Consider the following 25,952-nt stretch of genomic DNA (forward strand, 5'->3'; position numbering starts at 1 on the left):
CTCCTCGCTCAGGCGGTGGCGGCGAACGCCTCCGCGAGCACGTCGAACGCCTCGTCGAGCAGCTCGTCGGAGATCGCTAGCGGCGGCAGGAAGCGGATCACGTTGCCCCAGGTGCCGCAGGTCAGGGTGACGACGCCGTGCTGGTGGCAGTACGCCGACACCGCCCCGGTCCGCGCCGCGTCGGGCGTGACCGTGCCGGGGGTGGTCAGCTCGATCGCCTGCATGGCACCGCGGCCACGGACGTCGCCGATCACCGGGTGGTCGGCCTGGAGCTTGTGCAGCCGCTCGGAGATCTTGTCGCCGAGCTCGCGCGCTCGGGTCGCCAGGTCGTGGGTGCGCATCTCCTCGATCGCACCGAGACCGGCCGCACAGGCCACCGGGTTGCCGCCGTAGGTGCCGCCGAGCCCGCCCACGTGCACCGCGTCCATGACCTCGGCGCGGCCGGTCACCCCGGCCAGCGGCAGGCCGCCGGCGATGCCCTTGGCCAGCGACATGAGGTCCGGCACGACTCCCTCGTCGTCGCAGGCGAACCAGTCGCCGGTGCGGCAGAAGCCGGTCTGGATCTCGTCGGCGAAGAACAGCACGCCTTTGTCCTGGGCCCACGCGGACAGCGCGGGCAGGAAGCCGGGTGCGGGCACGACGAAGCCGCCCTCGCCCTGGATCGGCTCGATCGCGACGCAGGCCAGGTTGTCGGCGCCGATCTGCTTCTCCATCACGTCGATGGCGCGGTCCGCGGCGTTCTCGCCCGACAGCCCGTCGCGGAACGGGTAGGACATCGGCACCCGGTAGACCTCGCCGGCGAACGGGCCGAAGCCGTTCTTGTAGGGCATGTTCTTCGCCGTCATCGCCATCGTGAGGTTGGTGCGTCCGTGGTAGGCGTGGTCGAAGACGGCCACCGCGTCGCGTCCTGTCGCCACGCGTGCGATCTTCACTGCGTTCTCGACCGCCTCGGCACCGGAGTTGAACAGCGCCGACTTCTTGGCGTGGTCACCAGGCGTCAGCTCGGCGACTTGCTCGCAGACGTCCACGTAGCCGTCGTAGGGCGTGACCATGAAGCAGGTGTGGGTGAACGCCGCCACCTGCTCCTGCACTCTGGAGACGACGCCGGGCGCGGCGTTGCCGACGCCGGTGACGGCGATGCCGGAGCCCAGGTCGATCAGCGAGTTGCCGTCCGCGTCGACCATCACGCCGCCGCCCGCAGCGACGACGAAGATCGGCAGCGTGGTGCCCACGCCGTCGGCGACGTGCGCCTTCTTGCGGTCGAGCCGGGCCCGGGACTCCGGCCCCGGGATCTCGGTGACGAGGTTGCGCTGCTGGGGAAGTGAGGGGCCACCGTTCATGGCGCCAAACTAGCCGTCGTCGTCCTCGATGACGATGGTCGTCTTCCCACGTCGCGGGCGCAGGCCCACGCCGTCGGCGATCCGGGCCTCGAACCGCTCCGTGCCCTCGGCCACCTCGTCGGCGCGCACCGGGACGGTGACCTGGGTGGCTCGTCACTCTCCGATCGCGAGCGAGGGTGGGCGGCTGCGGCGGCGACCCGGGTCGCGCAAGAGCACGAGGCCAAGGACCAGCCACGTGATCCCGAAGGGGACCGCGAGCAGGATCCTGGAGGTCTGCTCGTTCGCGAACGGCAGCAGCAGCGCGGTGACCACCAGGAGAGCGGCCAGCGACGTGGGCACGACGCGTGCCCGGAGCACCACCCAGGCGACGAGGACCAGGCCGACGGCCAGCAGGAAGATGCCGGGGATGACCAGTCCGGGCATCCCGTTCCAGTCGTTGTCGACGGCGGACATGACCGCAGCGGCGCCGAGCAGCAGCAGCCCGAGCGCTGCCGTGGTCGCGGCCAGTGCACCCAGCCGCCCGACCGGTCTGCGCTGGTGGGTGAGGAGCAGCAGACCGATCCCGCTGATCGCGAGCATCAGCCCGGCCATGACGAACAGCGTGGTGGCCACGGGTGAGGAGCCCCGCATGGTCCGGTCGGCGCACTGCTCATCGATGCAGCCTTGGGGGAGCGAGTTGTGGACGAAACACGCAACGACCCATGCCACGCCGCCGATCGCCGAGCTGATGCCGGTCACGGTCCTGACCTGCCCGTCGCTGACAGCCCGCATCCCCGGCCCCTCGTCAAGTGTCCTTTGCGACGAGTGTCGGCGCGACGCCCAGCGGCGTCAACTCACCTGCCCGCGGTGGCCTTGAGACACTGGACCGGTGAGCTCACCCCGCACCGTGACCGTGCTGGGGTCGACCGGTTCGGTCGGCACCCAGGCGCTGGACATCGTGCGCGCCAACCCCGACCGGTTCCGCGTCGTCGGGCTCACCGCGGGCGGGAGCAACCCCGAGCTGTTCGACCGGCAGGTGGCGGAGTTCGCGCCGGCATGCCCTGACTTCTACGCAGGCCTCGGCGAGGACGCCTCGACCGAGGCCGCCGGCCGGCCCTGCGACGTCGTCCTCAACGCCATCACCGGTGCGGTCGGGCTCCGGCCCACGCTGGCCGCGCTCGACGCCGGCAACACCCTGGCGCTCGCCAACAAGGAGAGCCTCATCGTCGGGGGGCCGCTGGTCGTGGAGCGCGCCAAACCCGGCCAGATCGTCCCGGTCGACTCCGAGCACAGTGCGCTGGCCCAGTGCCTGCGCAGCGGTAGGCCGGACGAGGTGCGCCGACTGGTGCTGACCGCCAGCGGCGGGCCGTTCCGGGGCCGGACGGTCGACGAGCTGCACGACGTCACCGTCGCGGAGGCGCTCGCCCACCCGACCTGGGACATGGGGCCGGTGGTGACCATCAACTCGGCCACGCTGGTCAACAAGGGGCTCGAGGTGATCGAGGCGCACCTGCTCTTCGGCGTACCGATCGACCGGATCGAGGTCGTCGTCCACCCGACCTCGGTGGTGCACTCGATGGTGGAGTTCGTCGACGGTGCGACGCTCGTGCAGGCCAGCCCGCCGACCATGCTGATCCCGATCTCGCTGGGGCTGAACTGGCCCGACCGGGTGCCCGACACGGCCCCGCCGGTCGACTGGACCAGACCAGAGACGTGGGAGTTCTTCCCCCTCGACGACGAGGCGTTTCCCGCGGTGTCACTGGCCAAGCGGGCCGCGACCATGGGTGGCACCGCGCCCGCGATCTACAACGCCGCAAATGAGGTATGTGTTCAGGCCTTCCGAGAGGGCAGGCTGTCGTTCACGCAGATCGTGCCGACGGTTGCAGCCGTGCTTTCGCGCGACGACGTACCTTTGACCCCTGGGGCGTCGTTGGCGGTCGAGGACGTCCTCGCCGCGGACGCGTGGGCCCGGCATCAGGCCGTTCAGGGCGGTGCGATCGTGGGGGAGCGAGGGGGGAACAGAGGGTGAGCAGCCTTCTCTACATTTTCGGGATCGTGATCTTCTTCGTGGCGATCCTTGTCTCGATCGGTCTGCACGAGCTCGGCCACATGATCCCGGCCAAGGCCTTCGGCGGGAAGGTCACGCAGTACTTCATCGGCTTCGGTCCCACGGTCTGGAGCCGCCGGCTCGGCGAGACCGAGTACGGCGTCAAGGCGATCCCGCTCGGCGGCTACGTCAAGATCGTCGGGATGCTGCCGCCGGATGCCGAGCAGCTCGGGACGGTGACCGTCGACGAGGACGGCAACCGCGTCACCAAGATCCGCAAGTCCAACACCGGCCTGTTCACCCAGCTGATCTCCGACGCCCGGGCAGCGGAGTGGGAGCTGATCAAGCCCGAGGACGAGCCGCGGCTCTTCTACCGGATGGCGTGGTGGAAGAAGGTCATCGTGATGGCCGGCGGCCCGTCGATGAACATCGCGATCGCGTTCTTCCTGTTCTGGGTCGTCTTCTCGACCTACGGCAACGTCAACGACCCGGCCGTCGACTCCGGGCGTCCGGTCGTCAGCTCGGTGCAGGACTGCATCATCCCGGCCACGGAGCACCGCACCACCTGCCAGCCGGGCGACACCCCGTCCCCGGCGGCGCTGGCCGGGCTCCAGCGGGGCGACGAGATCACCTCGTTCAACGGGACCGCGATCACCAGCTACCCCCAGCTCCAGGCGCTGATCCGCGCCAACGACGACAACGAGGCCGTCGTCGAGTTCCTGCGCGACGGCGTCGCCCACAGCGCGACCGTCCACACGGTCATCGACTCGCGGCCCGCGACCGACGACCCCGACTCGACCAAGATGGTCGACGTGGGCTTCATGGGCATCACGCCCTCCAGCCACTACGTCACCGGCGGCCCGCTCTACACCGTCGTGCAGATGGGCGACACCGCCGAGCAGACCGTCGAGGCGATGATCCGGCTGCCCCAGCGCGTCTGGGGCGTGGGCGAGGCGATCCTCGGCATGCAGGACCGCGACCCGGAGAGCCCGGTGTCGATCGTCGGCGGCAGCCGGATCGCCGGTGAGACCGTCTCCGTGTCGTGGCTCCCCACCGACGCCAAGGTCACCTTCCTGCTGATGCTGATCGCCGGCTTCAACTTCTTCATCGGCGCGTTCAACTTCATCCCGCTGCTGCCGCTCGACGGTGGCCACATCGCCAGCGCGCTGTGGGAGGAGATGCGACGCATCGCGGCCCGGCTGCGCGGCAGGCCCGACCCCGGGTTCGTGGACGCCGCCAAGCTGCTGCCGATCGCCTACGTGATGGCCACGGCGATGCTGGCGATGAGCCTGGTGCTGATCGTCGGCGACCTGGTGGTGCCGATCCACATCACCGGCTGAGGTCACACTCACCGGATTGGGGCCGCCGCCGCCGCGCGCCGTACTCTGGCAGTCATGACCGAGATCAACCTGGGGATGCCGGCGGCGCCCCCTCCGGTGCTCGCGCCGCGCCGCAAGACCCGCCAGATCAAGGTGGGCAAGGTGGGCGTGGGCAGCGACTTCCCGGTCTCGGTGCAGTCGATGACGACCACTCTCACCGCCGACGTCAACTCGACGCTCCAGCAGATCGCCGAGCTGACCGCCACGGGCTGCGACATCGTCCGGGTGGCCTGCCCGTCGCAGGACGACGCCGACGCGCTGCCGGAGATCGCCCGGCACTCCCAGATCCCGGTCATCGCCGACATCCACTTCCAGCCGAAGTACGTCTTCGCGGCCATCGAGGCCGGCTGCGCCGCGGTGCGCGTCAACCCGGGCAACATCCGCAAGTTCGACGACCAGGTCAAGGAGATCGCCGCCGCCGCCAAGGACCACGGCACCTCGATCCGGATCGGCGTCAACGCCGGCTCGCTCGACAAGCGGCTGCTGGAGAAGTACGGAAAGGCCACGCCCGAGGCACTCGTCGAGTCGGCGGTCTGGGAGGCGAGCCTGTTCGAGGAGCATGACTTCCACGACTTCAAGATCTCGGTCAAGCACAACGACCCGGTCGTGATGGTCCGCGCCTACGAGATGCTGGCCGAGCGCGGCGACTGGCCGCTGCACCTCGGGGTCACCGAGGCCGGCCCGGCGTTCCAGGGCACGATCAAGTCCGCCACGGCCTTCGGCGCGCTGCTCTCCCAGGGCATTGGCGACACGATCCGGGTCTCGCTCTCTGCGCCGCCGGTGGAGGAGGTCAAGGTCGGCCTCCAGATCCTCGAGTCGCTCAACCTGCGGCCCCGCCGCCTCGAGATCGTCTCCTGCCCGTCGTGTGGCCGGGCCCAGGTCGACGTCTACACACTGGCCGACCGGGTGACCGCCGGGCTCGAGGGGCTCGAGGTGCCGCTCCGCGTTGCGGTGATGGGCTGCGTCGTCAACGGCCCGGGCGAGGCCCGCGAGGCCGACCTCGGCGTCGCCTCCGGCAACGGCAAGGGCCAGATCTTCGTCAAGGGTGAGGTCATCAAGACCGTGCCCGAGTCGCAGATCGTGGAGACGCTCATCGAGGAGGCCATGCGGATCGCCGAGGGCATGGAGTCCGTGGACGGCTCCGGGGCGACCGTCACGGTCCGTTGACCCCCGCGAGCTTCGGCCCGCTGTCCGTCACCCTCAGCTGACCCAGGCGAGCTTCGCGCGCTGTGCATGCGGGAGTGGCGCACTACCCTGACCGCATGCTGACGACGCGTCACGGCGTGCGTCCTCTCGGGACGCCCGACCTGGACGCCTTCCTCGCGCTCACCGGACGTGACCCGGTGGTCAACGTGTTCGCCGACCACCGGGCCCGGACCACCAATCTCGAGCCGCGCTGGCTGGGTGGCGAGATGTGGGGCCGGTTCGACGGTGGCGAGCTGGTCGCGGCCTGCCACGTCGGAGCCAACCTGGTCCCGGTCGAGGCCCGGCCGGACGACGCGCGGGCCTTCGCCGAGCGGGCGCTGACCGGGACCCGCAGCGTCACCACCATCGTCGGCCCGCACGAGGCGGTCGAGGTCTTCTGGAACACCGTCGCCGACCAGTGGGGCCGGCCGCGCGAGCTGCGCTGGCACCAGCCGCACCTGCAGATCGACCACGCCCCGCTGGTCGAACCGCACCCCGACGTACGCCGGACCACCCGCGCCGATCTCGACCTGCTCTACCCCGCGTGCGTGGCGATGTACACCGAGGAGGTCGGCGTCTCGCCCGAGCTCGGCGGTGGCGCGGACCTCTATCGCGCACGGGTGCAGCAGCTGATCAGCCGGGGGTGGTCGTTCGCGCGGTTCGAGGCCGGCAAGCTCGTGTTCAAGGCCGAGGTCGCGTGCGCCTCGCCGTACGCCGCCCAGATCCAGGGTGTGTTCGTGCCGCCGGAACGTCGCGGCGAGGGGTTGGCCGGGTCCGGCATGGCCGCCGTGGTGGAGTTGGTGCGCCGCGAGATCGCGCCGACGGTGTCGCTCTACGTCAACGAGTGGAACCTCGCCGCGCGGCGTGCCTACGCCAAGGTGGGCTTCCGGGAGACGGCCCGGTTCTCGACCGTCATGTTCTAGGGTCCCGGCCCGCGTACATCCGCGCATGCTGCTCGAGGGTGATCACCCGCAGCACCTGGCCCCAGCCGGCCAGCGCGGCGACCATCACCGCCGCCGTGATGACCGACATCTGCCGGGCGAAGTCCGCGTTGTCGAACCGGGCCAGCGCATCGCCCTGGAGGTCGAGCGAGGCCCGCAGGCCGATCTCGGTGGCCAGGAACAGCGACCACCAGAACCCGATCAGCGCCGCGCTCTGCAGCGGGGACAGGGCGCGGCGGACGTCCCGCACGACCTGGAACGGGAACCATAGCGCGACGACAGGAGTCACCCAGCCGCCCCACGCCCAGCCCCCGCGACGCGCGTGGCGGCTGCCGGGCTCGAGCGCCTCGGCGTTCTTGCGGGCCCGGTGCAGCCACAGCGAGCCGGTGACGAAGCCGGAGACGAGAGCGAGCAGTGCCAGACCGGTGGCGACGTAGTAGACGGCCAGGCTCCAGTCGAAGGCGTCGAGCCCGTCGCGAGCCCGGAGCCGGGCCGCCCGGCCGAGCACGACGGCCGCCACGCAGGTGCAGAGCGTCGCCACCGCGGCCGGCACGAACGCCAGCACGCCGAGCGCGGTCAGGTCCTTGGCCTGCCCGGGCACGGGCCCGCCGGGCGCGGCGTAGTAGGCGGCAGCGGGATGCTGCTGCGCAAGGTGCGGGTGCTGCGAGTCGGTCGTCATGGCGTTCCCCCCACGTCCAGGACAGACAGCCATCCTCACCGACGTGGTGGTCGAAGCGTTACCCCAGACTTCTCTGGTCCAGCCCCTCGTCTGGACCAGTCAGGAGCACGCTTCGACTGGGATCATGAGCACGTGGCCGACCAGGAGGCAGCGCAGGTCCTGGACCGCAGCTTCCTGGGTGGGTTGCCGCGGGAGCTGCTCGACGAGCTGCTGGCCGGTGGGGACCGGGCCGACTACCCGCTCGGGACCACGATCTACCGCGACGGTGACGCGCCCAGGGCCATGCTGGTGCTGCGCGGGCTGCTCCGGGTCTACATGACCTCACCCGAGGGCCGACAGGTGACGGTGCGGTACGCCCGCCCCGGCGACGTGCTCGGCATCGCCGCCGTCGTGGGCGGGCCGGCCGACGTCAGCGTCCAGACACTCGACGACGTCAGCCTGTTCCGCATCGACCGGCGGATCCTGACGGCAGCCGCCAAGCGGGATGCGCGCGTGTCGTGGGCGCTGGCCGAGGAGCTGAACCGGCGTCTCTACGAGACCCTGCAGCAGACCGCGGTCAACGCCTTCGGGTCGGTGCGGCAGCGGGTGGCCACCCACCTGCTCGACCTGGCCTCCGCGCAGCAGCGTCCGGGGGCGGAGCTCGTCGCCCGGGTCACCCAGCAGGAGCTGTCGGAGGCGGTCGGGTCGAGCCGCGAGGTCGTCGCCAGGGTGCTGCGCGACCTCAGGCTCGAGGGGCTGGTCGCGACGGGGTCGGAGCGGATCAGGGTGCTCGACCCGGCGGCGCTCCAGGAGCAGTGCTGGTCCTCCGCCGGGTGAGGGCGTTGCGTGTGACTTCTGCTACGCCCGCCGGCTACCTGAGTCACTGACGCGGCCGGTCGTCCAGTCGAGGCTGGACGCATGACGAACTTCGCAGCGACCTCCGTCCACCCCGGTGAGGCCGGTGACCCGGTCCGTGCCGTCTCGGTGGTGAGCACGGGCCAGGTAGAGATCCATCCCGAGCACGCGCTGGGCACCAGGAAGCCGCTCTACTGGTGGCTGCTGACCTCGCGCCGGTGGATGGCGCCCCGGCCCATCAACGTCTACGTGATCGAGCACGAACGCGGGCTGGTCGTGTTCGACACCGGTCAGGACCGCGCGTCGGTCACCGACGGGGCCTACTTCCCCAGCGGGCCGACCGGCGTGATCTACGACCGCCTCGCCAGGTTCCGGATCGGGGCCGAGGAGTCGTTGGACGCCCAGCTCGAGACCCTCGGCTACTCCGGCGCGGACGTGGACACCGCGATCGTGTCGCACCTGCACCAAGACCACATCGGGGGGCTGTCCTCGCTGAGCCAGGCCCGCCTGCTCGTGGCCCGGCGCGAGTGGGCCGAGCTGTCCGGCCGAGCCCCGGAGGCGCGTGGCTTCCTGCGCCGGCACATCGACGTGCCCGGCCGCGCGTGGGAGCTGTTCGACCTGGACGAGACCGCGGACGCGAGCGTCGCGCCGTTCACCAGGTCGCTCGACATCTTCGGGGACGGTTCCCTGGTGCTGCTGCCCACGCCCGGGCACACGGCCGGGTCCACCTCGCTCCTCGTACGCCGCCGGTCGGGGCCGCCGCTGCTGATGGTCGGAGACCTGACCTACGGCGCGGAGCTGCTGGAGCGCGGCGTCCTGCCCGGGGTGGGGGAGCGCTCCGGGCTCGCGGCCAGCAGCGAGGCGGTGCGCGAGCTGGCCCGCAACCTGCCCGGGCTCGTGGTCCTGCCCGCCCACGACCCCACCGCTGCCGCGCGGCTCTGGGCAGCGGCCGGCCAGCGGCGTTCCCGATGAGCCGCGACGTCGAGTTCTCCAACCAGGTCACGGTTCGCCGTACGCCGGCCGACGTCTTCGCGTTCCTCTCCGACTTCACCCAGCTGCCGAGGTGGAACTACGCGATCACGTCGACCCGGCAGGTCACGCCGGGGCCGGTCGGCCTCGGATCGGAGTTTCGGCAGGTGCGATCGATCCCGACCACGAGCGAGGAGTCGTTCGAGGTGACGGCGTGGGATCCCGTGCGCCGGCTCGCGATCACCGGTGACTTCGGCCCGTTCAGCGGCACTCTGAGCTACGAGCTCGAAGCCGTGACCGGCGGCACCACCCTGGTCAACCACGTCCGGCTCTCACCCCACGGTGTCCTCGGCCTGGCGGCCGGTCTGGCCGGATCGAGGCTCAAAGCGGCCGTGGCCGAGAATCTCGAGGTCCTGCGTCGCGGGCTGGAGAACGGGTTCTGACCCGGGTCAGGAGCTCCTGAGCGTCTCGGCCGGCCGGAGGTCGCTGGCGCGCTCGCAGGCAGTGCCGGTACAGCGCGCGGTGAACGCCTTGCGGGCGCCGTTGACGTCCAGGAGCAGCGCGGTCGGGGTCTCGAACCGGATCTCGCCGAACCAGCCGGAGCGCACCTGGTAGCGGCCCAGGTGCTTGCCGCTGATCGTGCGGGCGTCGACCCGGCCCGGGCCGGGGCCGTCGGAGAGGATCGCGGTCGTCGCGATCCGGCTGCCGTCGGTGCTGAACGCCGTCACCGCTTCGGTGCACGAGCGCCACAGCCGCGCGCCCGTGCTGATCCGGCGCACGACGGTGCAGCCGCCGTCATAGGGGTCCTTGGTGAAGGTGGCGACCACGTCCGCGGACAGGTCACCGGTGTAGCCGGCGTCGTTGACGACGGTGACGACCGAGCCGGTGCTGGTCGTCCAGATCAGCGTCTTGGTGTCGCTGCCGATGAGGACCCGATCGGCCTGGGCGTCCAGCGCGCCGAAGTAGCCCTTGAACCTCTTGGTGGCCACCGGGGTCGCGGTCGTGACGTCGACGACGGAGATCGTGGCGTGGGCCCGCCGGTCGAGCCGGGTGCTGACGATGGTGGCGCCGTCGCCGGAGAGGAGTGTCTCGTACGGGTGCGCCTTGGTCAGGAGCGTCCTGGTGCCGTCGGTGGCGACCCGGTAGATCCGGCCGTGGCCGCCCTGCTTGCTGGCGGTGCCGACGACGTAGGACGACCCGGACTTGCCGAGCAGCCGCACCTGCGGCGCCTTGATCCGCACGCGGACCGTGCCGTCGACGACGGTCTTGCCGTCGAGGTGGGGCCCCGCGATGTCCGGCCCGCGGGACAGGCTGCCCGGGGTCAGGACGACGGTGGGCTTCGCGGTGGCAGGAGCGGCGACGAGCGTGGCGGTGAGGGTGCCGGCGGCAACGGCGACGAGTGGTCGCAGGAGGGCGCGCATGGGTGCGTCCTTTCGGGTTCTAGTGCGGTCACCGTGGAAGACGCACATGCTGGCAGATAAGTTGCAGGCGAGATCCACGTCGAGCTGGTCGTCTGCCCGCCCGTACCCTTCTCGGCATGATCAAACCCCACGAGACTGCTCGCTGCGCTCGCATTCACGTGGGGACCCCACAGTGATATTGCGGATGTCCAGCCTGTTCGTGCGCACCCTGCGTGACGACCCTGCGGACGCCGAGGTCCCGAGCCACAAGCTCCTGGTCCGCGCCGGCTACATCCGCCGGGCGGCGCCGGGCATCTACACCTGGCTGCCGCTGGGGCTGCGGGTGCTGCGCAAGATCGAGAACATCGTGCGCGAGGAGATGGACGCGATCGGCGCCCAGGAGCTGCTGTTCCCGGCGCTGCTGCCCCGCGAGCCCTATGAGGCCAGCGGCCGCTGGACCGAGTACGGCGACGGCATCTTCCGGCTGAAGGACCGCAAGGATGCCGACTACCTGCTCGGCCCCACCCACGAGGAGATGTTCACCCTGGTGGTGAAGGACCTCTACTCGTCGTACAAGGACCTGCCGCTCTCGATCTACCAGATCCAGACCAAGTACCGCGACGAGGCGCGGCCCCGCGCCGGGCTGCTCCGCGGCCGCGAGTTCGTGATGAAGGACAGCTACTCCTTCGACGTCGACGACGCCGGCCTCGACGCCTCCTACCAGCGGCACCGGGACGCCTACATCCGGATCTTCGACCGGCTCGGGTTCGAGTACGTCATCGTCAAGGCGATGAGCGGGGCCATGGGCGGCTCGAAGTCCGAGGAGTTCCTGGCGAAGGCCGCGGTCGGCGAGGACACCTACGTGCGCTGCACCGTGTGCGACTACGCCGCCAACGTCGAGGCGGTCGAGGTGCCCCGGCCCGCGCCGGTGCCCTACGACGATGCGCCCGCCGCGCACGCGGAGCAGACTCCGGACACGCCGACGATCGAGACCCTGGTCGACCATCTGAACGAGAAGTTCCCGCGCGACGACCGGCCCTGGGGGGCCGCGGACACGCTCAAGAACGTCGTGTTCTCGGTCCGCCACCCGGACGGCGCCGTCGAGGCGCTGGCGGTCGGGCTGCCCGGCGACCGGGAGGTCGACGCCAAGCGGCTCGAGGCGCAGCTTGGCGAAGGGGTGGTCTTCGAGCCCTTCGGCGAGGCCGACTTCGCGGCCCGGCCGACTCTGGCCAAGGGCTACATCGGCCCGGGCGCGCTCGGTGAGAAGAAGCCCGCGGGCGTGCGCTACCTGGTCGACCCGCGCGTGGTCGAGGGCACCCGCTGGGTCACCGGTGCGGACGTGACGGGCTCGCACGTGCTCGACCTCGTGGCCGGCCGTGACTTCAACCCCGACGGCACGATCGAGGTCGCCGAGGTCCGAGACGGCGACCCCTGCCCGGTGTGCGCGGTCGAGGGCCGCGACGGCGTGCTCGAGTCGGCCCGCGGCATCGAGATGGGCCACATCTTCCAGCTCGGCCGCAAGTACGCCGACGCACTCGGTCTCCAGGTCCTCGACGAGAACGGCAAGCTGGTCACGGTGACCATGGGCTCCTACGGCATCGGCCCGTCGCGTGCCGTGGCCGCGATCGCGGAGGGGACCCTCGACGAGCTCGGTCTGTGCTGGCCGCGCGACGTCGCCCCCGCCGACGTGCACCTGGTCGCCACCGGCAAGGACGAGGAGGTCTTCGCCGCCGCCGACCGGATCGCCACCGAGCTCTCGTCGGCGGGTGTCGAGGTGATCTACGACGACCGGCCCAAGGTCAGCCCCGGGGTGAAGTTCAAGGACGCCGAGATGATCGGCGTGCCGACCATCGTGGTCGTCGGACGCAACCTGGCCGAGGGCACGATCGAGGTGCGCGACCGGGCCTCCGGTGTCCGCGAGGACGTGCCGGTGGCCGAGGTCGTCGACCACGTGGTGCGGGTCGTCAAGGCCTGACACCTGCTGGTCCGTCGCCGGTGGAGCTTGTCGCGACCCCCGCAGGGAAGGCACCGGCTCGATCGTCGCTGGTCGAGCCTGTCGAGACCTCCGCAGGGAAGGCACCCGCTGGATCGTCGCTGGTCGAGCCTGTCGAGACCTCCGCAGGGAAGGCACCGGCGCACGTCCCAGCCCCAGCTCACCAGGGCTTCGAGGCTCGGCGCTGGGGCGCCTCGCACCTCAGCCACCGTGGTGGCCATGCCGCTGGTCGAGCCTGTCGAGACCTCCGCGGCGATGGCACCCGCTGGCCCGTCGCCGGTCGAGCCTGTCGAGACCTCCGCAGGGGAAGGCACCCGCTCGACCGTCGCTGGTCGAGCCTGTCGAGATCCCCGCAGGGAAGGCACCGGCTGGATCGTCGCTGGTCGAGCCTGTCGAGACCTCCGCAGGGAAGGCACCGGCTGGATCGTCGCTGGTCGAGCCTGTCGAGACCTCCGCAGCGAGGGCACCGACGGAAGTCCCAGCACCGGGTCACCGGGCTTCGAGGCTCGGCGCTGGGGCGCCTCGCACCTCAGCCACCGTGCTGGCCCGTCGCCGGTCGAGCCTGTCGAGACCGCCACGGCGATGGCACCCGCGTAGGTCCCCGCACCGGGTCACCGGGCTTCGAGGCTCGGCGCTGGGGCGCCTCGCACCTCAGCCACCGTGACGGCTCGGCGCTGGGGCGCCTCGCACCTCAGCCAGCGGGATGGCCTGCCGGGCCACCGCAGGGCCTGCCTAGGGTGACGGTCGTGGCGGACCGGGAGCTGATCAGCGGCATCCGCGGGGCGCTCGCGGCGGCCGGCGACCCCAGCGTCGCGGCCCAGCAGCAGGCGTACATGAAGTCGGCGATGCCCTACTTCGGGCTGCCCGCGCCGCGGCTGCGGGCCGAGCTTCGGCCGCTGCTGGGCGAGTGGCGCCCCGCCTCGCGCGAGGTGTGGGAGAGCACGGTCCGGGTGCTCTGGGACGAGGCCGGGCACCGTGAGGAGTGGTACGCCGCGATCAGCGTGGCCCGGCACCGGCGCGCCCGCTCCTGGCTCGACGTCGACTCCTTGAGAGTGTGGCGGCACCTCGTGGTCACCGGCGCCTGGTGGGACGTCGTCGACGAGGTGGCCTCCCACCTGGTGGGAGGCGTGCTGGCCGGTCATCGCGCCGAGGCGACGCCGACGATCCGGGCCTGGTCCACCGACCCGGACCTCTGGCTGCGGCGTACGGCGGTGATCTGCCAGCTCAACCACAAGGACCGGACCGACCTCGACCTGCTCCGCCACGCCATCGAGGCGAACGTCGACGACAGCTCGTTCTGGCTCCGCAAGGCGATCGGCTGGGCGCTGCGCCAGCACGCCCGCACCGACCCCGACTGGGTGAGCGCCGAGGTGGCCCGGCTGGGCCACCGGCTCTCCGGCCTGTCGCGGCGGGAGGCGCTCAAGCACCTCCCGATCCGATAGCGTGCCGACATGGTCCGGATGCTGATCGGCTTCGTCGTCCAGCTGGTGTCCAACGCGCTCGGCCTGATCGTGGCCTCCTGGATCCTCGACGACGTGACGATCTCGGGCACGGCGTTCGTGGTTGCCGTGGTGATCTTCACCGTCGTCTACGCGATCGCCCAGCCGGTCTTCACGATGTGGGCGGTCAACGTCCCTGCGCTGCGCGGTGGCGTCGCGCTGGTGGCCACGCTGGTCGGGCTGATCATCACCTCGCTCGTCTCCGACGGACTCGACATCAAGGGCGGGGTGACGTGGATCGCCGCCACCGTGATCGTCTGGATCGTGTCCCTGCTCGGCGTCTTCGTGCTGCCGTTGATCTTCCTGAAGAAGAAGGCCGAGGAGCGACGGGCCTGAGGAGCCCGGCGTCGCCGGCGAGCCGGTCGACCCCTCTCGTCCGCGGCGCGAGGCACATGGCACGATCGCAACCGTGACGGCGGAGGGATCGGTCGCAGACCGGCTGGCAGGTCAGCACGTCCTGCTCACCGGCGTGACCGGCTTCGTGGGCGAGGCGCTGCTGCACCTGATGCTGAGCGAGGTGCCGGGCGTCCGCACCACCGTGCTGGTCCGGCCCAAGGGCTCGATCACCGGCGCCGACCGCATCGCGAAGCTGCTCGAGAAACCGGTCTTCACCGAGGTCGTCGAGGCCGCGGGCGGCGTCGAGGCGTTGATGGCGGACCGGGTGGGCGTGCTCGAGGGCGACCTCGCCGCCGTGCCCGCGCTGCCGTCGGACGTCGACGCGGTCGTGCACTGCGCCGGCGACGTGTCCTTCGACCCGCCGGTCGACGAGGGCTTCACCACCAACGTCGTGGGCGCCCGGGACCTGCTGGACCGGATCGACCAGGTCACGGCGGAGACGGGGCGGGACGTCCACTACGTCCACATCTCCACTGCGTACGTCGCCGGTAGGCGCCGGGGCCACATCTTCGAGGGCCCGGTCGACCACGAGGTGGACCTCGACGCCGAGCTCGCGTGGGGGCTGGGGCAGCGGCGTCTGGTCGAGGCCCGCTCGCGCGACGTCGACATCCTGGGCAAGGAGCGGAAGAAGGCGGAGAAGGAGCACGGCCGGGCCGGGCTGCTCACCGCCGCCCGCGCGACCGAGGCCGCGCGCAAGCAGTGGGTGAAGGACGAGCTGGTCCGGATCGGCACCGAGCGGGCCCGCAGCCTCGGCTGGACCGACTGCTACACCTTCACCAAGGCGATGGGCGAGCGCGTCGTGGAGCGCTGGGCGCGCCCCCAGGATTCGGCGCAGCCGCACCGCGCGTCGATCGTGCGGCCCAGCATCATCGAGTCCGCCCTGGAGCGTCCGCACCCGGGCTGGATCGAGGGCTTCAAGATGGCCGAGCCGCTGATCCTGGCCTACGGCCGCGGTGAGCTGCCGGAGTTCCCGGCCGCCGGGGACACCACCATCGACATCGTCCCGGTCGACCACGTGGTCAGCGCGATCGTCGCCGTGCTGGCCAACCCGCCGGAGCCGGGCGACGTGCAGTACTTCCACGTCTCCTCCGGCGACCGCAACCCGCTGACCTTCCGGTTCCTCTACGACACGGTCCGCAGCTACTTCGACGAGCACCCGTTCACCGCCGGGGACCGCGGAGCGGCCCGGCTGCCGGACTGGCGGTTCCCCGGAGCGCGCTCCGTGGAGCGGCTGCTTTCGACCAGCGAGAAGGCGTGGAAGGTCGCCGACTACGTCGTGGGCCATGCGCCGCGCAGCGACCGGACCCGGGACCTGGCCCGCAAGCTGCACCAGCAGGGCCGGCGGCTGGAGTTCCTGCGCCGCTACCTCGACCTCTACATGGAGTACGCCACCGCCGAGCTCCGCTTCTCCGACAAGCAGACGATGGCGCTCTTCGAGTCCCTGTCGCCGGAGGACCGTGAGACCTTCGCCTTCGACACCTCGGTGATCGACTGGAACCACTACCTCGCCGAGGTCCACTGCCCCGCGGTCACCGCCCCCGTGCGCCGCCTCGACGAGCTCCGGGCGCTGCGCAAGAAGCCCGCCGCCGGCGGCCTGCGCAGCGTCGGCTCGTCCGGCAACGGCGTGGCGGCGTTCTTCGACATGGACGGGACGCTGCTCTCCTCCAACGTCATCGAGACCTACCTGTGGGTCCGGCTGCGGGAGCTCGACAGCGGCGGACGGCTGGCCGAGCTGGGCCGGATCGCGTCGAAGGTGCCCAACCTGGTCCAGGCCGAGCGGCGCTCGCGCAGCGAGTTCCTGCGCGGGATCTATCGCGAGTACGAAGGCGCCCGCCTCGCCGACCTCGACGCGGTGGTCGACGAACACCTGACCAGCCACGTGCTGTCCCGGCTCTCGCCGGACGCCGTACGCCGGATCCGCGAGCACCGCTCCGCCGGTCACCACACGGTCCTGATCACCGGCGCGATCCGGCCCCTGACCCGGCCGCTGATCCCACTGTTCGACCACATCGAGGCCGCCGACCTGGCCGTCGACGACCGCGGCGTCTGCACCGGGTTCCTCGCCTCGTCGCCGCTGGTGGGGGAGTCGCGGGCGGCGTGGATGCGTTCCTACGCCACCGAGAACGGCCTCGACATGACGGCGTCCTACGGCTACGCCGACAGCCACTCGGACCTGCCGCTGCTCGAGGCGGTCGGCAACCCGGTCGCCGTACGCCCGGACGTGCCGCTCTATCGGCACGCCCGCCGCTCGCACTGGGATGTCGTCGACTGGGCCAGCCCGAGCGGCTCGGTGCGCACCCTCGACCCGGCCGGGAGTGTGAGGTGAGCCCCCGATGATGCTCGCGCTGGAGATGTTCCGCTCCCTGCCGCGCACCGTGGCCGGGAAGGCGGTCGGCGCCCGCATGCCCGGCATCCTGTCGGGCTTCGCCGCGCCGCTGCGGCTGGTCACCCTCGATGCGCCGGTGGTCGACCGGCCCGGCTGGGCCAGGCTCAAGTCGCGGCTGTCCGGCATCTGCGGCTCCGATCTCGGCGCGCTGTCCGGGCAGACCTCGCTCTACTTCTCGGCGGTGGTCTCGCTGCCGTTCGTGCCCGGCCACGAGGTGGTGGCCGAGCTGCTCGAGGACTGCGACGACCTGGCGGCCGGCACCCGCGTCGTGCTCGACCCGGTGCTGACCTGCGCCGCTCGCGGCGTCGAGCCCTGCGAGAGCTGCGTGGCCGGCCACACCAACCGCTGCTCCCGGATCACCGTGGGCCACCTGTCACCGGGGCTGCAGACCGGCTTCTGCAGGGACACCGGCGGCGGCTGGGGCCAGCAGCTGACCGCGCACCGCAGCCAGATGCACGTGGTCCCCGAGGGCTGGTCCGACGATCAGGCGCTGCTGCTGGAGCCGCTGTCCTGTGCGGTGCACACGGCGCTGCGGGCCGGGGTCAAGCCCAACGGCCGGGTGCTGGTGTCCGGCGCCGGCTCGGTCGGGCTCTTCGCCACGCTGGCGCTCCGCCAGCTCACCCCCGCCGGCGAGATCGTCGTCGTGGCCAAGCACGGTCACCAGCGGGAGCTGGCCCTGGAGTTCGGCGCCACCGAGGTCGTGCTGCCGGACGAGGTGCTGCGCCGGGTGCGCCGCACCACCGGTGCGTTCCAGCTCAAGCCCGAGTTCTCCGCGCCGTACCTGCTCGGCGGCGTGGACGTCGCGGTCGACGCCGTCGGCAGCAAGCAGTCGCTGGAGACCGCGCTCAACGCGACCCGCGCCGGCGGCCGTGTGGTGCTCTCCGGGATGCCGGCGGCGGCGGACCTGAGCGCGGCCTGGTTCCGGGAGCTCGAGGTGGTCGGCACCTACGCCTCCTCGCAGCAGGAGACCCTCCCGAGCGGCGAGGGCGGCCGGGGCGCCTTCGACCTCGCGATGGAGCTGGCCGAGCTCGAACCCGTCGTCCAGCTCTCCAAGACCGTGGCGTCCTACCCGCTGCACCGCTGGCGGGAGGCGCTCGACCATGCGCATGCGGCCGGCCGGCTCGGTACGGTCAAGGTGGCGTTCGACCCCCGCAGTTCCCAATGAGGAGTACACAGTGAGTCGCCCAGGATTCGTGCTGGAGGTCGACGACCGCACCCCGCCGATGGTGGTCCACGAAGGGCTCGGGTTCCGCCTGGAGAACTTCCCGCTCGGCACCCGGGTGGTCTACCCGCCGGAGTCGCTCCCGGCCGTGCCCGACGTCGACGAGGCGATCCAGCACGCGCTGCTCAACCCGCACGACTCCGAGCCGCTGCCGGCGCTGCTCAGGGCCGGGATGAGGCTGACGATCGCCTTCGACGACCTGTCGATCCCGCTCCCGACGATGAGGGCGCCGGACATCCGGGGCCGGATCATCGAGGCGGTGCTGACGATGGCCGCCGACGCGGGTGTCGACGACGTGAAGCTGATCGCGGCCAACGCCCTCCACCGCCGGATGACCCCTGCGGAGCTCAAGCACATCGTCGGCGAGCGGGTCTTCCGCTCCTTCTACCCGCAGGGCGACCTCTACAACTTCGACGCGGAGGACCGCGACGAGCTCGCGCACCTGGGCACCACCGACAAGGGCGAGGACATCGAGATCAGCAAGCGGGCCGCCGAGTCCGACCTCCTCGTCTACGTCAACGTCAACCTCGTGGCCATGGACGGCGGCCACAAGTCCGTCGGCATCGGACTCGCGTCGTACCGGTCGCTGCGGCACCACCACAACGCGAAGACGATGGTGCACTCGCGGTCGTTCATGGACCACAAGCACTCCGAGATGCATCACTCGGCGTGGCGGATGGGCCGGGTCATCAAGGACACCGTGAGGGTCTTCCAGATCGAGACCACCCTCAACAACGACGTCTTCCCCCAGCCCTACGGGTTCCTGCAGAAGCGCGAGTGGGAGTGGTCGGTCAAGGACCAGGCCTCGATGCTCGCGGTGCGGCGCGGCCTGTCGATCGCGCCGCCGAGGCTCAAGCACAAGATGTTCCACGACCTCCGGTCGGTCTACGGGCTCACCGGCGTCAACGCCGGCGAGGTCGAGGCGGTGCACCAGAAGACGCTCGAGAAGGTGCACGCCCAGCACTCCGTGGAGGTCAGCGGGCAGTCCGACGTGCTGGTGATGGGGGTGCCCTACCTCGGCCCCTACAACGTCAACAGCTCGATGAACCCGATCCTGGCCGCCTGCATGGGGCTCGGCTACTACTTCAACTCCTACCGCGGGCAGCCGGTCGTGCGGAAGGGCGGCGCGGTGATCCTCTACCACCCGCTCAACGAGGGGTTCAACCAGCTGCACCACCCGTCGTACGTCGACTTCTACGAGGAGGTGCTCGCCGAGTCGACCAACCCGGCGGTCGTGGGGGAGAAGTTCGAGCAGCAGTTCGCCCAGGACCCGTGGTACATCCACCTCTACCGGACCTCGCACGCCTACCACGGCGTCCACCCGTTCTACATGTGGTACTGGATCGCCCACGCGCTCGACCACGTCGGCGACGTGATCTGGGTCGGCGGGGACCGGCGGGCCGCCGGACGGATGGGCTTCCGCGCGGCGTCGACGCTCCAGGACGCCATGGAGATGGCGTCCGGGGCGGTCGGCACCTCGCCGTCGATCACCTACCTGCACAACCCGCCGCACCTGCTCGCGGACGTGAGGTGACCAGCCCCGTGCGCTTCGTCAGTGACACCAGGTCGGACCTGCGCCAGATGGCCAGGGGCTGGCGCTGGGGACGCCGCTCCCTCGTGCCGCGGTCGGCCGAGCCCTACGTGCTGCCGGCCAAGCAGACGGTCTTCCCGTCGGACTGGTCCCGGAAGCGCCCGGCCATCGTGGCCCGTGAGGTCGCGCAGAAGGCCGGGCTGGAGCCGCTGTTCCGCTCCCAGGTCCGCACCCGGGTGGAGGGGCTCGACATCCTCGACCGGATCGAGGGGCCGGTCATCTTCGCCGCCAACCACGCCTCCCACCTCGACACCCCGCTGATCCTGCTGTCACTCCCGGACGAGTGGCGGCGGCGTACGGCGGTCGCGGCGGCGGCCGACTACTTCTTCGACACCTGGTGGCGGGCGGTCGGGTCGTCGCTGATCTTCAACACCTTCCCGATCGACCGCCGCGGCGGCTCGATGGCGACGACGCCGGGCGAGGTGCTTGCCGACGGCTGGTCGCTGGTGATCTTTCCCGAGGGCACCCGCTCCAAGGACGGCTGGATGGGCAGCTTCCGGATGGGGGCCGCGTTCCTCGCCCACGAGCACGGCGTGCCCGTCGTCCCCGTCGCCCACCGGGGCACCTTCGCGGCCATGCCGCGCGGCCAGGGCTGGCCGTCCCCCGGACGCCGGCAGCTGACCATCCGCTTCGGCGAGCCGCTGTCCCCTCTCGAGGGTGAGTCGGTCCGCGACTTCGCGCCGCGGATCCGGGCCGCGGTCGCCTCGCTGCTCGACGAGGACCGGAGCACGTGGTGGGAGGCGCGGCGCCGCGCCGCCGCCGGCGCCACGCCCGACCCGTCCGGACCGAAGGTCGCCCAGTGGCGCCGGGTGTGGGAGCAGTCGGAGTCCCCGGACCAGGACCAGCTGCCCGGCCGGGTCCGGGCCTGGTCCCGCCGCTGATCCCGGCAGAGCCCGGTGCACCGGTTGGTGGTCGGGTCCGTTTGGTCGGGTCGGTTTGGTCGGGTCGGTTGGCGTCGAGCGTCGCGAAGAGGGGCCTTCTGACTGATTCGTGGGTGGGCGGCCGCGCGCGTAGCACGCCGCAACCCGCCCTCAAGGATGCCTTCGGCACCGCTGCGCGGCGCCTGCGGCGTCCTTGACCGCGGGTCCCGAGCGGCGCGCTGTGGGGCGCGCAACGGCGGAGCAAGCTCCGCCCCGCATGCGCGGCCGCCCGGGGCTTGTTCTGCGATCTGCACCGCACACCCAGGACGCCGAGATGCGGTGCAGATCCGTCGGACCCGGCTTTGCCGAGGCTCTCCGGCACCAGGTGCCGATTTCCCTCCGCAATCCCACCGATGGGGCCGGTAGGCGCGCGGCACCCACGGATGGGTCACAGAGTCCGAAAGTGCTGTGATCCGGCGGTCCGGGCAGCACCTTCACAGCGCTCGACGGTCCGTGGCCGCCCAGCAGCCCGGGACACCCCTGACTCCGGCTAAGAACCCTCTCACCGCGGCTTCATCGTCGGCTCACCTCGACCTCGGAGGATGAGGACATGACGAAGATCGCGACGGCCCTGGCCGCTCTGTCCGTGTCCGCAGTGATGGCGCTCGGCGCCCCGGCGTACGCCTCGCACGGGGGCGACGACCCCGCCGGCGACGACCACGGTGGCAGTGGTGGTGGGGGTGGTGGCGGCCGCGTCGTGAAGACCGGCTCATGCACCGACGGCGCCCACTGGAAGCTGAAGGTGAAGAACGACGACGGCCGCCTCGAGGTCGAAGGCGAGGTGGACAGCAACGTATCCGGCCAGTCCTGGCGCTGGAAGATCAAGGACAACGGCACCGTCGCGGCGTCCGGCTCGTCGAAGACGGGCGGTCGCAGCGGCTCGTTCAGTGTCGAGCGCAAGATCAGCAACCGCGCCGGCACCGACAAGATCACCTTCCGCGCCACGCACAGCGGCGAGGTGTGCTCGGGCTCGATCGCCTTCTGAGCGATCCGGCCGCGAGGGGACCCGGCAGGTGGATGGGCCTGCCGGGTCCTCGTCGTCCCTGACGGTCAGACCGCCCGTGCCACCTCGACTCCTACGTCGTCGACGCCCTGGCGGCCGGCGCGCGTGGATACTTGCTCAAGGACACCGCGCCGCACGAGCTCACCCGGGCGATCCACGTCGTGGAGAGCGGTGAGTCGGTCTTCTCGCCGAAGATCACCGAGAGCCTGGTGCGACAGCTGGGCGGCGAGGGGGACGACTCCCGCACCCAGGACGCGCGGCGCCGCCTGGCCGAGCTCACCGACCGGGAGCGTGCCGTCGCCGACGCGGTGGCCGATGGGCTGTCCAACGCCGCCATCGCCGAGTCGCTGTTCCTGGGCGAGGCCACGGTGAAGACATACGTGTCGCGGATCCTCACCAAGACCGGTTCGGAGAACCGCGTCCAGATCGCGCTCCTGGTCTACGAGTCGCGCTCGTCCTAGACGGCCTGTCCACGGGCTGTCGTCGGCCCTGTCCCTGCACCATGTCGAGACGCTAGGTTGCACGCAAATCGGCAGGGGGGCGGCAGGAGGGACGATGACCGCCACACTCAGCGAGCAGCTGACCCGCAAGAAGCCCATGGCCGCGAAGAAGGGCCCGCACGAGGGCCCGGACCTCGAGCGCAGCTTCGGCACCTTCCAGCTCACGATGTTCGGCGTCGGCGCCACCGTCGGCACCGGCATCTTCTTCGTGCTGCAGGAGGCGGTGCCCGACGCCGGCCCGGCGGTGGTCGTCTCGTTCCTGATCGCCGGCCTCGCCGCCGGCCTCTCGGCGCTGTGCTACGCCGAGATGGCCAGCGCGATCCCGGTGAGCGGGTCGACGTACTCCTACGCCTACCACGCCCTCGGCGAGCTCGTGGCGATGGTGATCGCTGCCTGCGTCCTGCTGGAGTACGGCGTGGCAGCCTCGGCGGTCGCGGTCGGGTGGAGCGGCTACTTCAACGAGCTCCTCGACAAGACGGTCGGCTTCACCATCCCGGAGTCGCTGTCCTACTCGCCCATCCCCTACGACGGCACCAACGGGCTGGTGAACCTGCCCGCGATCGTGCTCGTCGGCCTGTGCACGCTGCTGCTGATCCGGGGGGCCAGCGAGTCGGCGCGGGTCAACACGGTCATGGTGCTGATCAAGCTCAGTGTCCTGTGCCTGTTCATCATCATCGGGTTCACGGCGTTCCAGGCCGACCGGTTCGACAACTTCTGGGCCTCAGGGTCGGCGGGCATCAGTGCGGCGGCCGGCACGATCTTCTTCTCCTTCATCGGCCTCGACGCGGTCTCGACCGCTGGTGAGGAGGTCCGCAACCCGCAGCGGGCGCTGCCGCGCGCGATCATCGGCGCGCTGTTCGTCGTGGTCACGATCTACGTGCTCGTGGCGATCGCCGGCATCGGGGCGCAGCCGCTGGCGGAGTTCTCCAGCAAGGAGCAGGAGAGTGCCGGCCTCTCGGTGATCCTCGAGAACATCACGGGCAGCGCCGCCCCGGGCACGATCCTGGCGGCCGGCGCGGTGATCTCGATCTTCTCGGTCACCCTCGTCACGCTCTACGGGCAGACCCGGATCCTGTTCGCGATGGGCCGCGACCGGATGCTCCCGGACAAGTTCGCCGAGGTGAACCCGCGCACCCTGACTCCGGTCTTCAACACGATCGTCGTCGGCATCGTGGTCGCGATCATCGCCGGCTTCGTGCCGTCCGACTACCTCTGGGACACCGTCTCGATCGGCACGCTGGTGGCGTTCTCCACGGTCGCGATCGGGGTGATCGTGCTCCGTCAGACCCAGCCCGACCTCGAGCGACCGTTCAAGGTGCCGGGCTACCCGGTCACGCCCGTGCTCACCGTCGCGGCCTGCGTCTACGTGCTCTCTGGCCTCGCCGCGATCACCTGGGTCATCTTCGGGACCTGGCTCGCGGTGGTCATGGCGTTCTACTTCCTGTGGAGCCGGCACCACTCCCGCCTCAACGGGGGAGTCCCGGTCCCCGAGGACGTCTGACATGACGCTCGTCGTCGGCTTCGCGCCGGGGAAGGACGACTGGTCGTCAGTCCAGCTCGGGGCGACCCTGGCCAGGTCCTTGGGCACGGACCTGCTGATCGTCTCGGTCGTGCCGACGGTGTGGCCCACGCCGGTGGCCGGCCACACCGACCGCGAGTTCGAGGAGTGGGCGGAACAGTCGGGCGCGGCCGCAGTGGCGGAGGCCAACTCGATCCTGGCCGAGGACTGTCCCGACGTGGCCGCCGTGGCGCGGTGGACGCCGGGCCGCTCGGTGGCGAGCGTGCTCCTCGAGCAGGCCGACGAGATCGCCGCCTCGATGATCGTCATCGGCTCCGGCAGCACGGGGAGCTACGGCCGGGTGCACCCGGGCGCCACCGGCGACTGGCTGCTGCACTCCTCGCACATCCCGGTCGCCGTCGCCACGCACGGCTGGGTCGCCAGCGACCACGGGCGGGTACGCCGGGTCACGTGCGCGTTCCGCGGCGACGAGCGGTCTCGCTCGACCTTGGAGCGGACGGCCGAGATCTGCTCGCAGATCGGAGCCACTCTGCGGCTGGTCACCTTCGCCGTCCGCGGCCGCACCGTCTACACCGCCGGCGTCGGCGTGCACGCCGAGGACATGGTGCTGGACCGCTGGGTCAGCCAGGCCGCGGCCGCGCAGGACGAGGCGCTGAAGGCGCTCAAGGACTCCGGCAAGTCGCCCAGCTCGATCGAGAGCGTCGTCGCCCACGGCCGCACGTGGGGCGCGGCCGTCGACCGGCTGGACTGGGACCGGGACGAGGTCCTGGTGCTGGGGTCGTCGGAGGCCGGCGTCATCGAGCGGATCTTCCTGGGCTCGAACGCCTCGAAGATCGTGCGGCACTCACCGGTGCCGGTCGTCGTCGTGCCCTGACCGAATCAGTCCACGTCGCGGCCGAGCAGGTCCTCCCAGGTCTCCCGTCGTACGACGGTGCGCCACGACCCGTCGCGCGCGAAGACGACCGGAAGCCGCCGGTTGCCGTTGTAGTTGTTGGCCATCGTGAAGCAGTAGGCGCCGGTGCTCGGCACGACGACCCCGTCGCCGACGGCCGGGCGCGACAGCACGACGTCGCGGACCAGGACGTCGCCGCTATCGCAGTGCCGGCCGACGAGCTGACAGACCTCGTCGTCCTCGGCGGTGTCGAGCCGGCCGATGATGCCGGCCTCGAAGCGCTGGTCGAAGAGCGCGACCTCGAGATTGTCGCCCATGCCGCCGTCGACGGCGACGAACGTGTGCCTGCCGCGCTTGACCGTCACCACGCTGTAGACCGTGCATGCGGCCTCGGCCACCATGCTGCGGCCGGGCTCGACGATCAGCTCGGCGTCCGCGGACAGGTGTGCCCGCGCGGCCCCGACCAGGACGTCGAGGTACGCCGCGACGGTGGGCGGTTCGTCGGCCCAGGTGTAGCGCGCGCCCAGGCCGCCGCCCAGGTCGTAGACCGGGAACTCGCCCAGCCGCGCGACCGCCGCCACGGCATCGGCGAAGGGCTCGGTCTGGAGGATCTGGGAGCCGACGTGCAGGTGGAGGCCGCGCATCCGCAGCGTCCGGGAGCCCTCGATCCGGCTGATCAGGACCTCGGCATCGGCGGGGGCAAGTCCGAACTTCGAGTCGTCGTGGCCGGTGAGCACGCTGTCGTGGGTCTGCGCCGTGACACCGGGGATCACCCTCACGAGCACGTCGACCTCGCGACCCGCCGGCACCGCCGCCTCCAGCCGGTCGACGTCGTCGGGACCGTCCACGACAACGAGGCCGAGACCGTGCTCGACCGCGAGCTCGATCTCCTCGGGGAGCTTGGCATTGCCGTGCAGGATCAACAGCCGCGGGTCGACACCTGCCTTGAGCGCTCCGAGGATCTCGCCGCCGCCGGCGACGTCGAGGCCCAGCCCTTCCTCGACCATCAGCCGCTGGACGGCGGTGCACGAAAAGGCCTTCGACCCGAAGACGACGCGGCTGGTGGGCCAGCGCGCCGCCAGGCCGTCGGCGTACTCCCGCGCCCGGGCCCGCACCGCGTCCTCCGCCACCACGAGCACGGGGGTCCCGGCCCCGGCGGCGACCTCGTCGAGACGGCAGCCGCCGACGACGGGGACGCCGTCGTCGGTGAGCTCGGTCCCGGCCGGCAGCAGGTCGAGGAGCGAGTGCCGCGACCCCACTCCGGAGGAGCGCATGGCA

General features: G+C 71.2%; 23 protein-coding genes. 18 read left to right on the forward strand and 5 right to left on the reverse strand.

Annotated features, from left to right (window positions below; genetic code table 11):
* Window positions 1-8: 8 nt before the first annotated feature.
* Both gabT and VFV89_RS12795 read right to left on the reverse strand, forming a co-directional pair.
* Complete coding sequence (gabT, locus tag VFV89_RS12790) at window positions 9-1,340, reverse strand: 4-aminobutyrate--2-oxoglutarate transaminase (RefSeq protein WP_329706331.1); 1,332 nt, start codon at window positions 1,338-1,340, stop codon at window positions 9-11.
* Between the two features lie 153 nt (window positions 1,341-1,493).
* On the reverse strand, window positions 1,494-2,111 hold the full coding sequence (locus VFV89_RS12795) for a hypothetical protein (RefSeq protein ID WP_329706332.1): 618 nt from the start codon (window positions 2,109-2,111) through the stop codon (window positions 1,494-1,496).
* Between the two features lie 97 nt (window positions 2,112-2,208).
* Between VFV89_RS12795 and VFV89_RS12800 the strand changes: the two genes are divergently transcribed.
* From VFV89_RS12800 to VFV89_RS12815, 4 genes are all read left to right on the forward strand, one after another.
* Window positions 2,209-3,348 carry a 1-deoxy-D-xylulose-5-phosphate reductoisomerase gene (locus VFV89_RS12800; RefSeq protein WP_329706333.1) on the forward strand — a complete coding sequence of 380 codons (1,140 nt, stop codon included), beginning with the start codon at window positions 2,209-2,211 and terminating at the stop codon, window positions 3,346-3,348.
* Window positions 3,345-4,706, forward strand: a complete 1,362-nt coding sequence (locus VFV89_RS12805) for a site-2 protease family protein (protein WP_329706334.1) — start codon at window positions 3,345-3,347, stop codon at window positions 4,704-4,706. Before VFV89_RS12800 ends, VFV89_RS12805 begins: the two co-directional genes overlap by 4 nt.
* 54 nt (window positions 4,707-4,760) lie before the next feature.
* Window positions 4,761-5,912: a flavodoxin-dependent (E)-4-hydroxy-3-methylbut-2-enyl-diphosphate synthase gene (gene ispG / locus VFV89_RS12810; RefSeq protein WP_329706335.1), complete on the forward strand. Its 1,152-nt coding sequence runs from the start codon at window positions 4,761-4,763 to the stop codon at window positions 5,910-5,912.
* A gap of 95 nt (window positions 5,913-6,007) precedes the next feature.
* Complete coding sequence (locus VFV89_RS12815) at window positions 6,008-6,853, forward strand: GNAT family N-acetyltransferase (protein ID WP_329706336.1); 846 nt, start codon at window positions 6,008-6,010, stop codon at window positions 6,851-6,853.
* Here the strand turns inward: VFV89_RS12815 and VFV89_RS12820 are convergent.
* A complete protein-coding gene (locus VFV89_RS12820; RefSeq protein ID WP_329706337.1) occupies window positions 6,843-7,550 on the reverse strand; it encodes a DUF4328 domain-containing protein in 708 nt (235 codons plus the stop codon). The two genes, VFV89_RS12815 and VFV89_RS12820, sit on opposite strands and share 11 nt — an antisense overlap.
* A gap of 132 nt (window positions 7,551-7,682) precedes the next feature.
* Here VFV89_RS12820 and VFV89_RS12825 point away from each other — a divergent pair, with 132 nt between their 5' ends.
* The 3 genes from VFV89_RS12825 to VFV89_RS12835 all read left to right on the forward strand — a co-directional run bounded on the left by VFV89_RS12825 (window position 7,683) and on the right by VFV89_RS12835 (window position 9,796).
* On the forward strand, window positions 7,683-8,366 hold the full coding sequence (locus tag VFV89_RS12825; RefSeq protein WP_329706338.1) for a Crp/Fnr family transcriptional regulator: 684 nt from the start codon (window positions 7,683-7,685) through the stop codon (window positions 8,364-8,366).
* Window positions 8,367-8,447: 81 nt separating this feature from the next.
* Window positions 8,448-9,356, forward strand: a complete 909-nt coding sequence (locus VFV89_RS12830; protein ID WP_329706339.1) for an N-acyl homoserine lactonase family protein — start codon at window positions 8,448-8,450, stop codon at window positions 9,354-9,356.
* Window positions 9,353-9,796 (forward strand): SRPBCC family protein, encoded by a 444-nt coding sequence (locus tag VFV89_RS12835; RefSeq protein WP_329706340.1) that lies wholly within the window; start codon window positions 9,353-9,355, stop codon window positions 9,794-9,796. Before VFV89_RS12830 ends, VFV89_RS12835 begins: the two co-directional genes overlap by 4 nt.
* A 6-nt stretch (window positions 9,797-9,802) precedes the next feature.
* On the opposite strand, the gene VFV89_RS12840 is transcribed toward VFV89_RS12835, so the two are convergent.
* Window positions 9,803-10,774 carry a hypothetical protein gene (locus tag VFV89_RS12840; RefSeq protein ID WP_329706341.1) on the reverse strand — a complete coding sequence of 324 codons (972 nt, stop codon included), beginning with the start codon at window positions 10,772-10,774 and terminating at the stop codon, window positions 9,803-9,805.
* 184 nt (window positions 10,775-10,958) lie between these two features.
* Between VFV89_RS12840 and VFV89_RS12845 the strand changes: the two genes are divergently transcribed.
* From VFV89_RS12845 to VFV89_RS12895, 11 genes are all read left to right on the forward strand, one after another.
* Entirely contained in the window at window positions 10,959-12,728 is a 1,770-nt protein-coding gene (locus VFV89_RS12845; protein WP_329706342.1) for a proline--tRNA ligase, read from the forward strand.
* Window positions 12,729-13,492: 764 nt separating this feature from the next.
* Window positions 13,493-14,188, forward strand: coding sequence for a DNA alkylation repair protein (locus VFV89_RS12850; RefSeq protein WP_329706343.1), 696 nt, complete (start codon window positions 13,493-13,495; stop codon window positions 14,186-14,188).
* 9 nt (window positions 14,189-14,197) lie between these two features.
* Window positions 14,198-14,581, forward strand: coding sequence for a phage holin family protein (locus tag VFV89_RS12855; RefSeq protein WP_329706344.1), 384 nt, complete (start codon window positions 14,198-14,200; stop codon window positions 14,579-14,581).
* A 73-nt stretch (window positions 14,582-14,654) separates the two neighbouring features.
* Window positions 14,655-16,967 (forward strand): HAD-IB family hydrolase, encoded by a 2,313-nt coding sequence (locus VFV89_RS12860; protein WP_329706345.1) that lies wholly within the window; start codon window positions 14,655-14,657, stop codon window positions 16,965-16,967.
* 10 nt (window positions 16,968-16,977) lie between these two features.
* On the forward strand, window positions 16,978-18,192 hold the full coding sequence (locus VFV89_RS12865; protein WP_414690381.1) for a zinc-dependent alcohol dehydrogenase: 1,215 nt from the start codon (window positions 16,978-16,980) through the stop codon (window positions 18,190-18,192).
* Window positions 18,193-18,202: 10 nt separating this feature from the next.
* Entirely contained in the window at window positions 18,203-19,783 is a 1,581-nt protein-coding gene (locus VFV89_RS12870) for a lactate racemase domain-containing protein (protein ID WP_329706347.1), read from the forward strand.
* Between the two features lie 8 nt (window positions 19,784-19,791).
* Window positions 19,792-20,721: a lysophospholipid acyltransferase family protein gene (locus VFV89_RS12875; RefSeq protein WP_329706348.1), complete on the forward strand. Its 930-nt coding sequence runs from the start codon at window positions 19,792-19,794 to the stop codon at window positions 20,719-20,721.
* 589 nt (window positions 20,722-21,310) lie between these two features.
* A complete protein-coding gene (locus VFV89_RS12880; protein ID WP_329706349.1) occupies window positions 21,311-21,745 on the forward strand; it encodes a hypothetical protein in 435 nt (144 codons plus the stop codon).
* 131 nt (window positions 21,746-21,876) lie between these two features.
* The gene (locus tag VFV89_RS12885; protein WP_329706350.1) at window positions 21,877-22,224 is read left to right on the forward strand and encodes a response regulator transcription factor; all 348 of its coding nucleotides are present in this window, start codon (window positions 21,877-21,879) and stop codon (window positions 22,222-22,224) included.
* Window positions 22,225-22,318: 94 nt separating this feature from the next.
* Window positions 22,319-23,764: an APC family permease gene (locus tag VFV89_RS12890; protein WP_329706351.1), complete on the forward strand. Its 1,446-nt coding sequence runs from the start codon at window positions 22,319-22,321 to the stop codon at window positions 23,762-23,764.
* Window position 23,765: 1 nt separating this feature from the next.
* Window positions 23,766-24,656 carry a universal stress protein gene (locus VFV89_RS12895; protein WP_329706352.1) on the forward strand — a complete coding sequence of 297 codons (891 nt, stop codon included), beginning with the start codon at window positions 23,766-23,768 and terminating at the stop codon, window positions 24,654-24,656.
* A 5-nt stretch (window positions 24,657-24,661) separates the two neighbouring features.
* Here VFV89_RS12895 and lysA read toward each other — a convergent pair whose 3' ends face one another.
* Window positions 24,662-25,948, reverse strand: coding sequence for a diaminopimelate decarboxylase (gene lysA / locus VFV89_RS12900; protein ID WP_329706353.1), 1,287 nt, complete (start codon window positions 25,946-25,948; stop codon window positions 24,662-24,664).
* Window positions 25,949-25,952: the final 4 nt, after the last annotated feature.

The organism is Nocardioides sp. (assembly GCF_036274455.1).
GTDB lineage: Bacteria > Actinomycetota > Actinomycetes > Propionibacteriales > Nocardioidaceae > Nocardioides.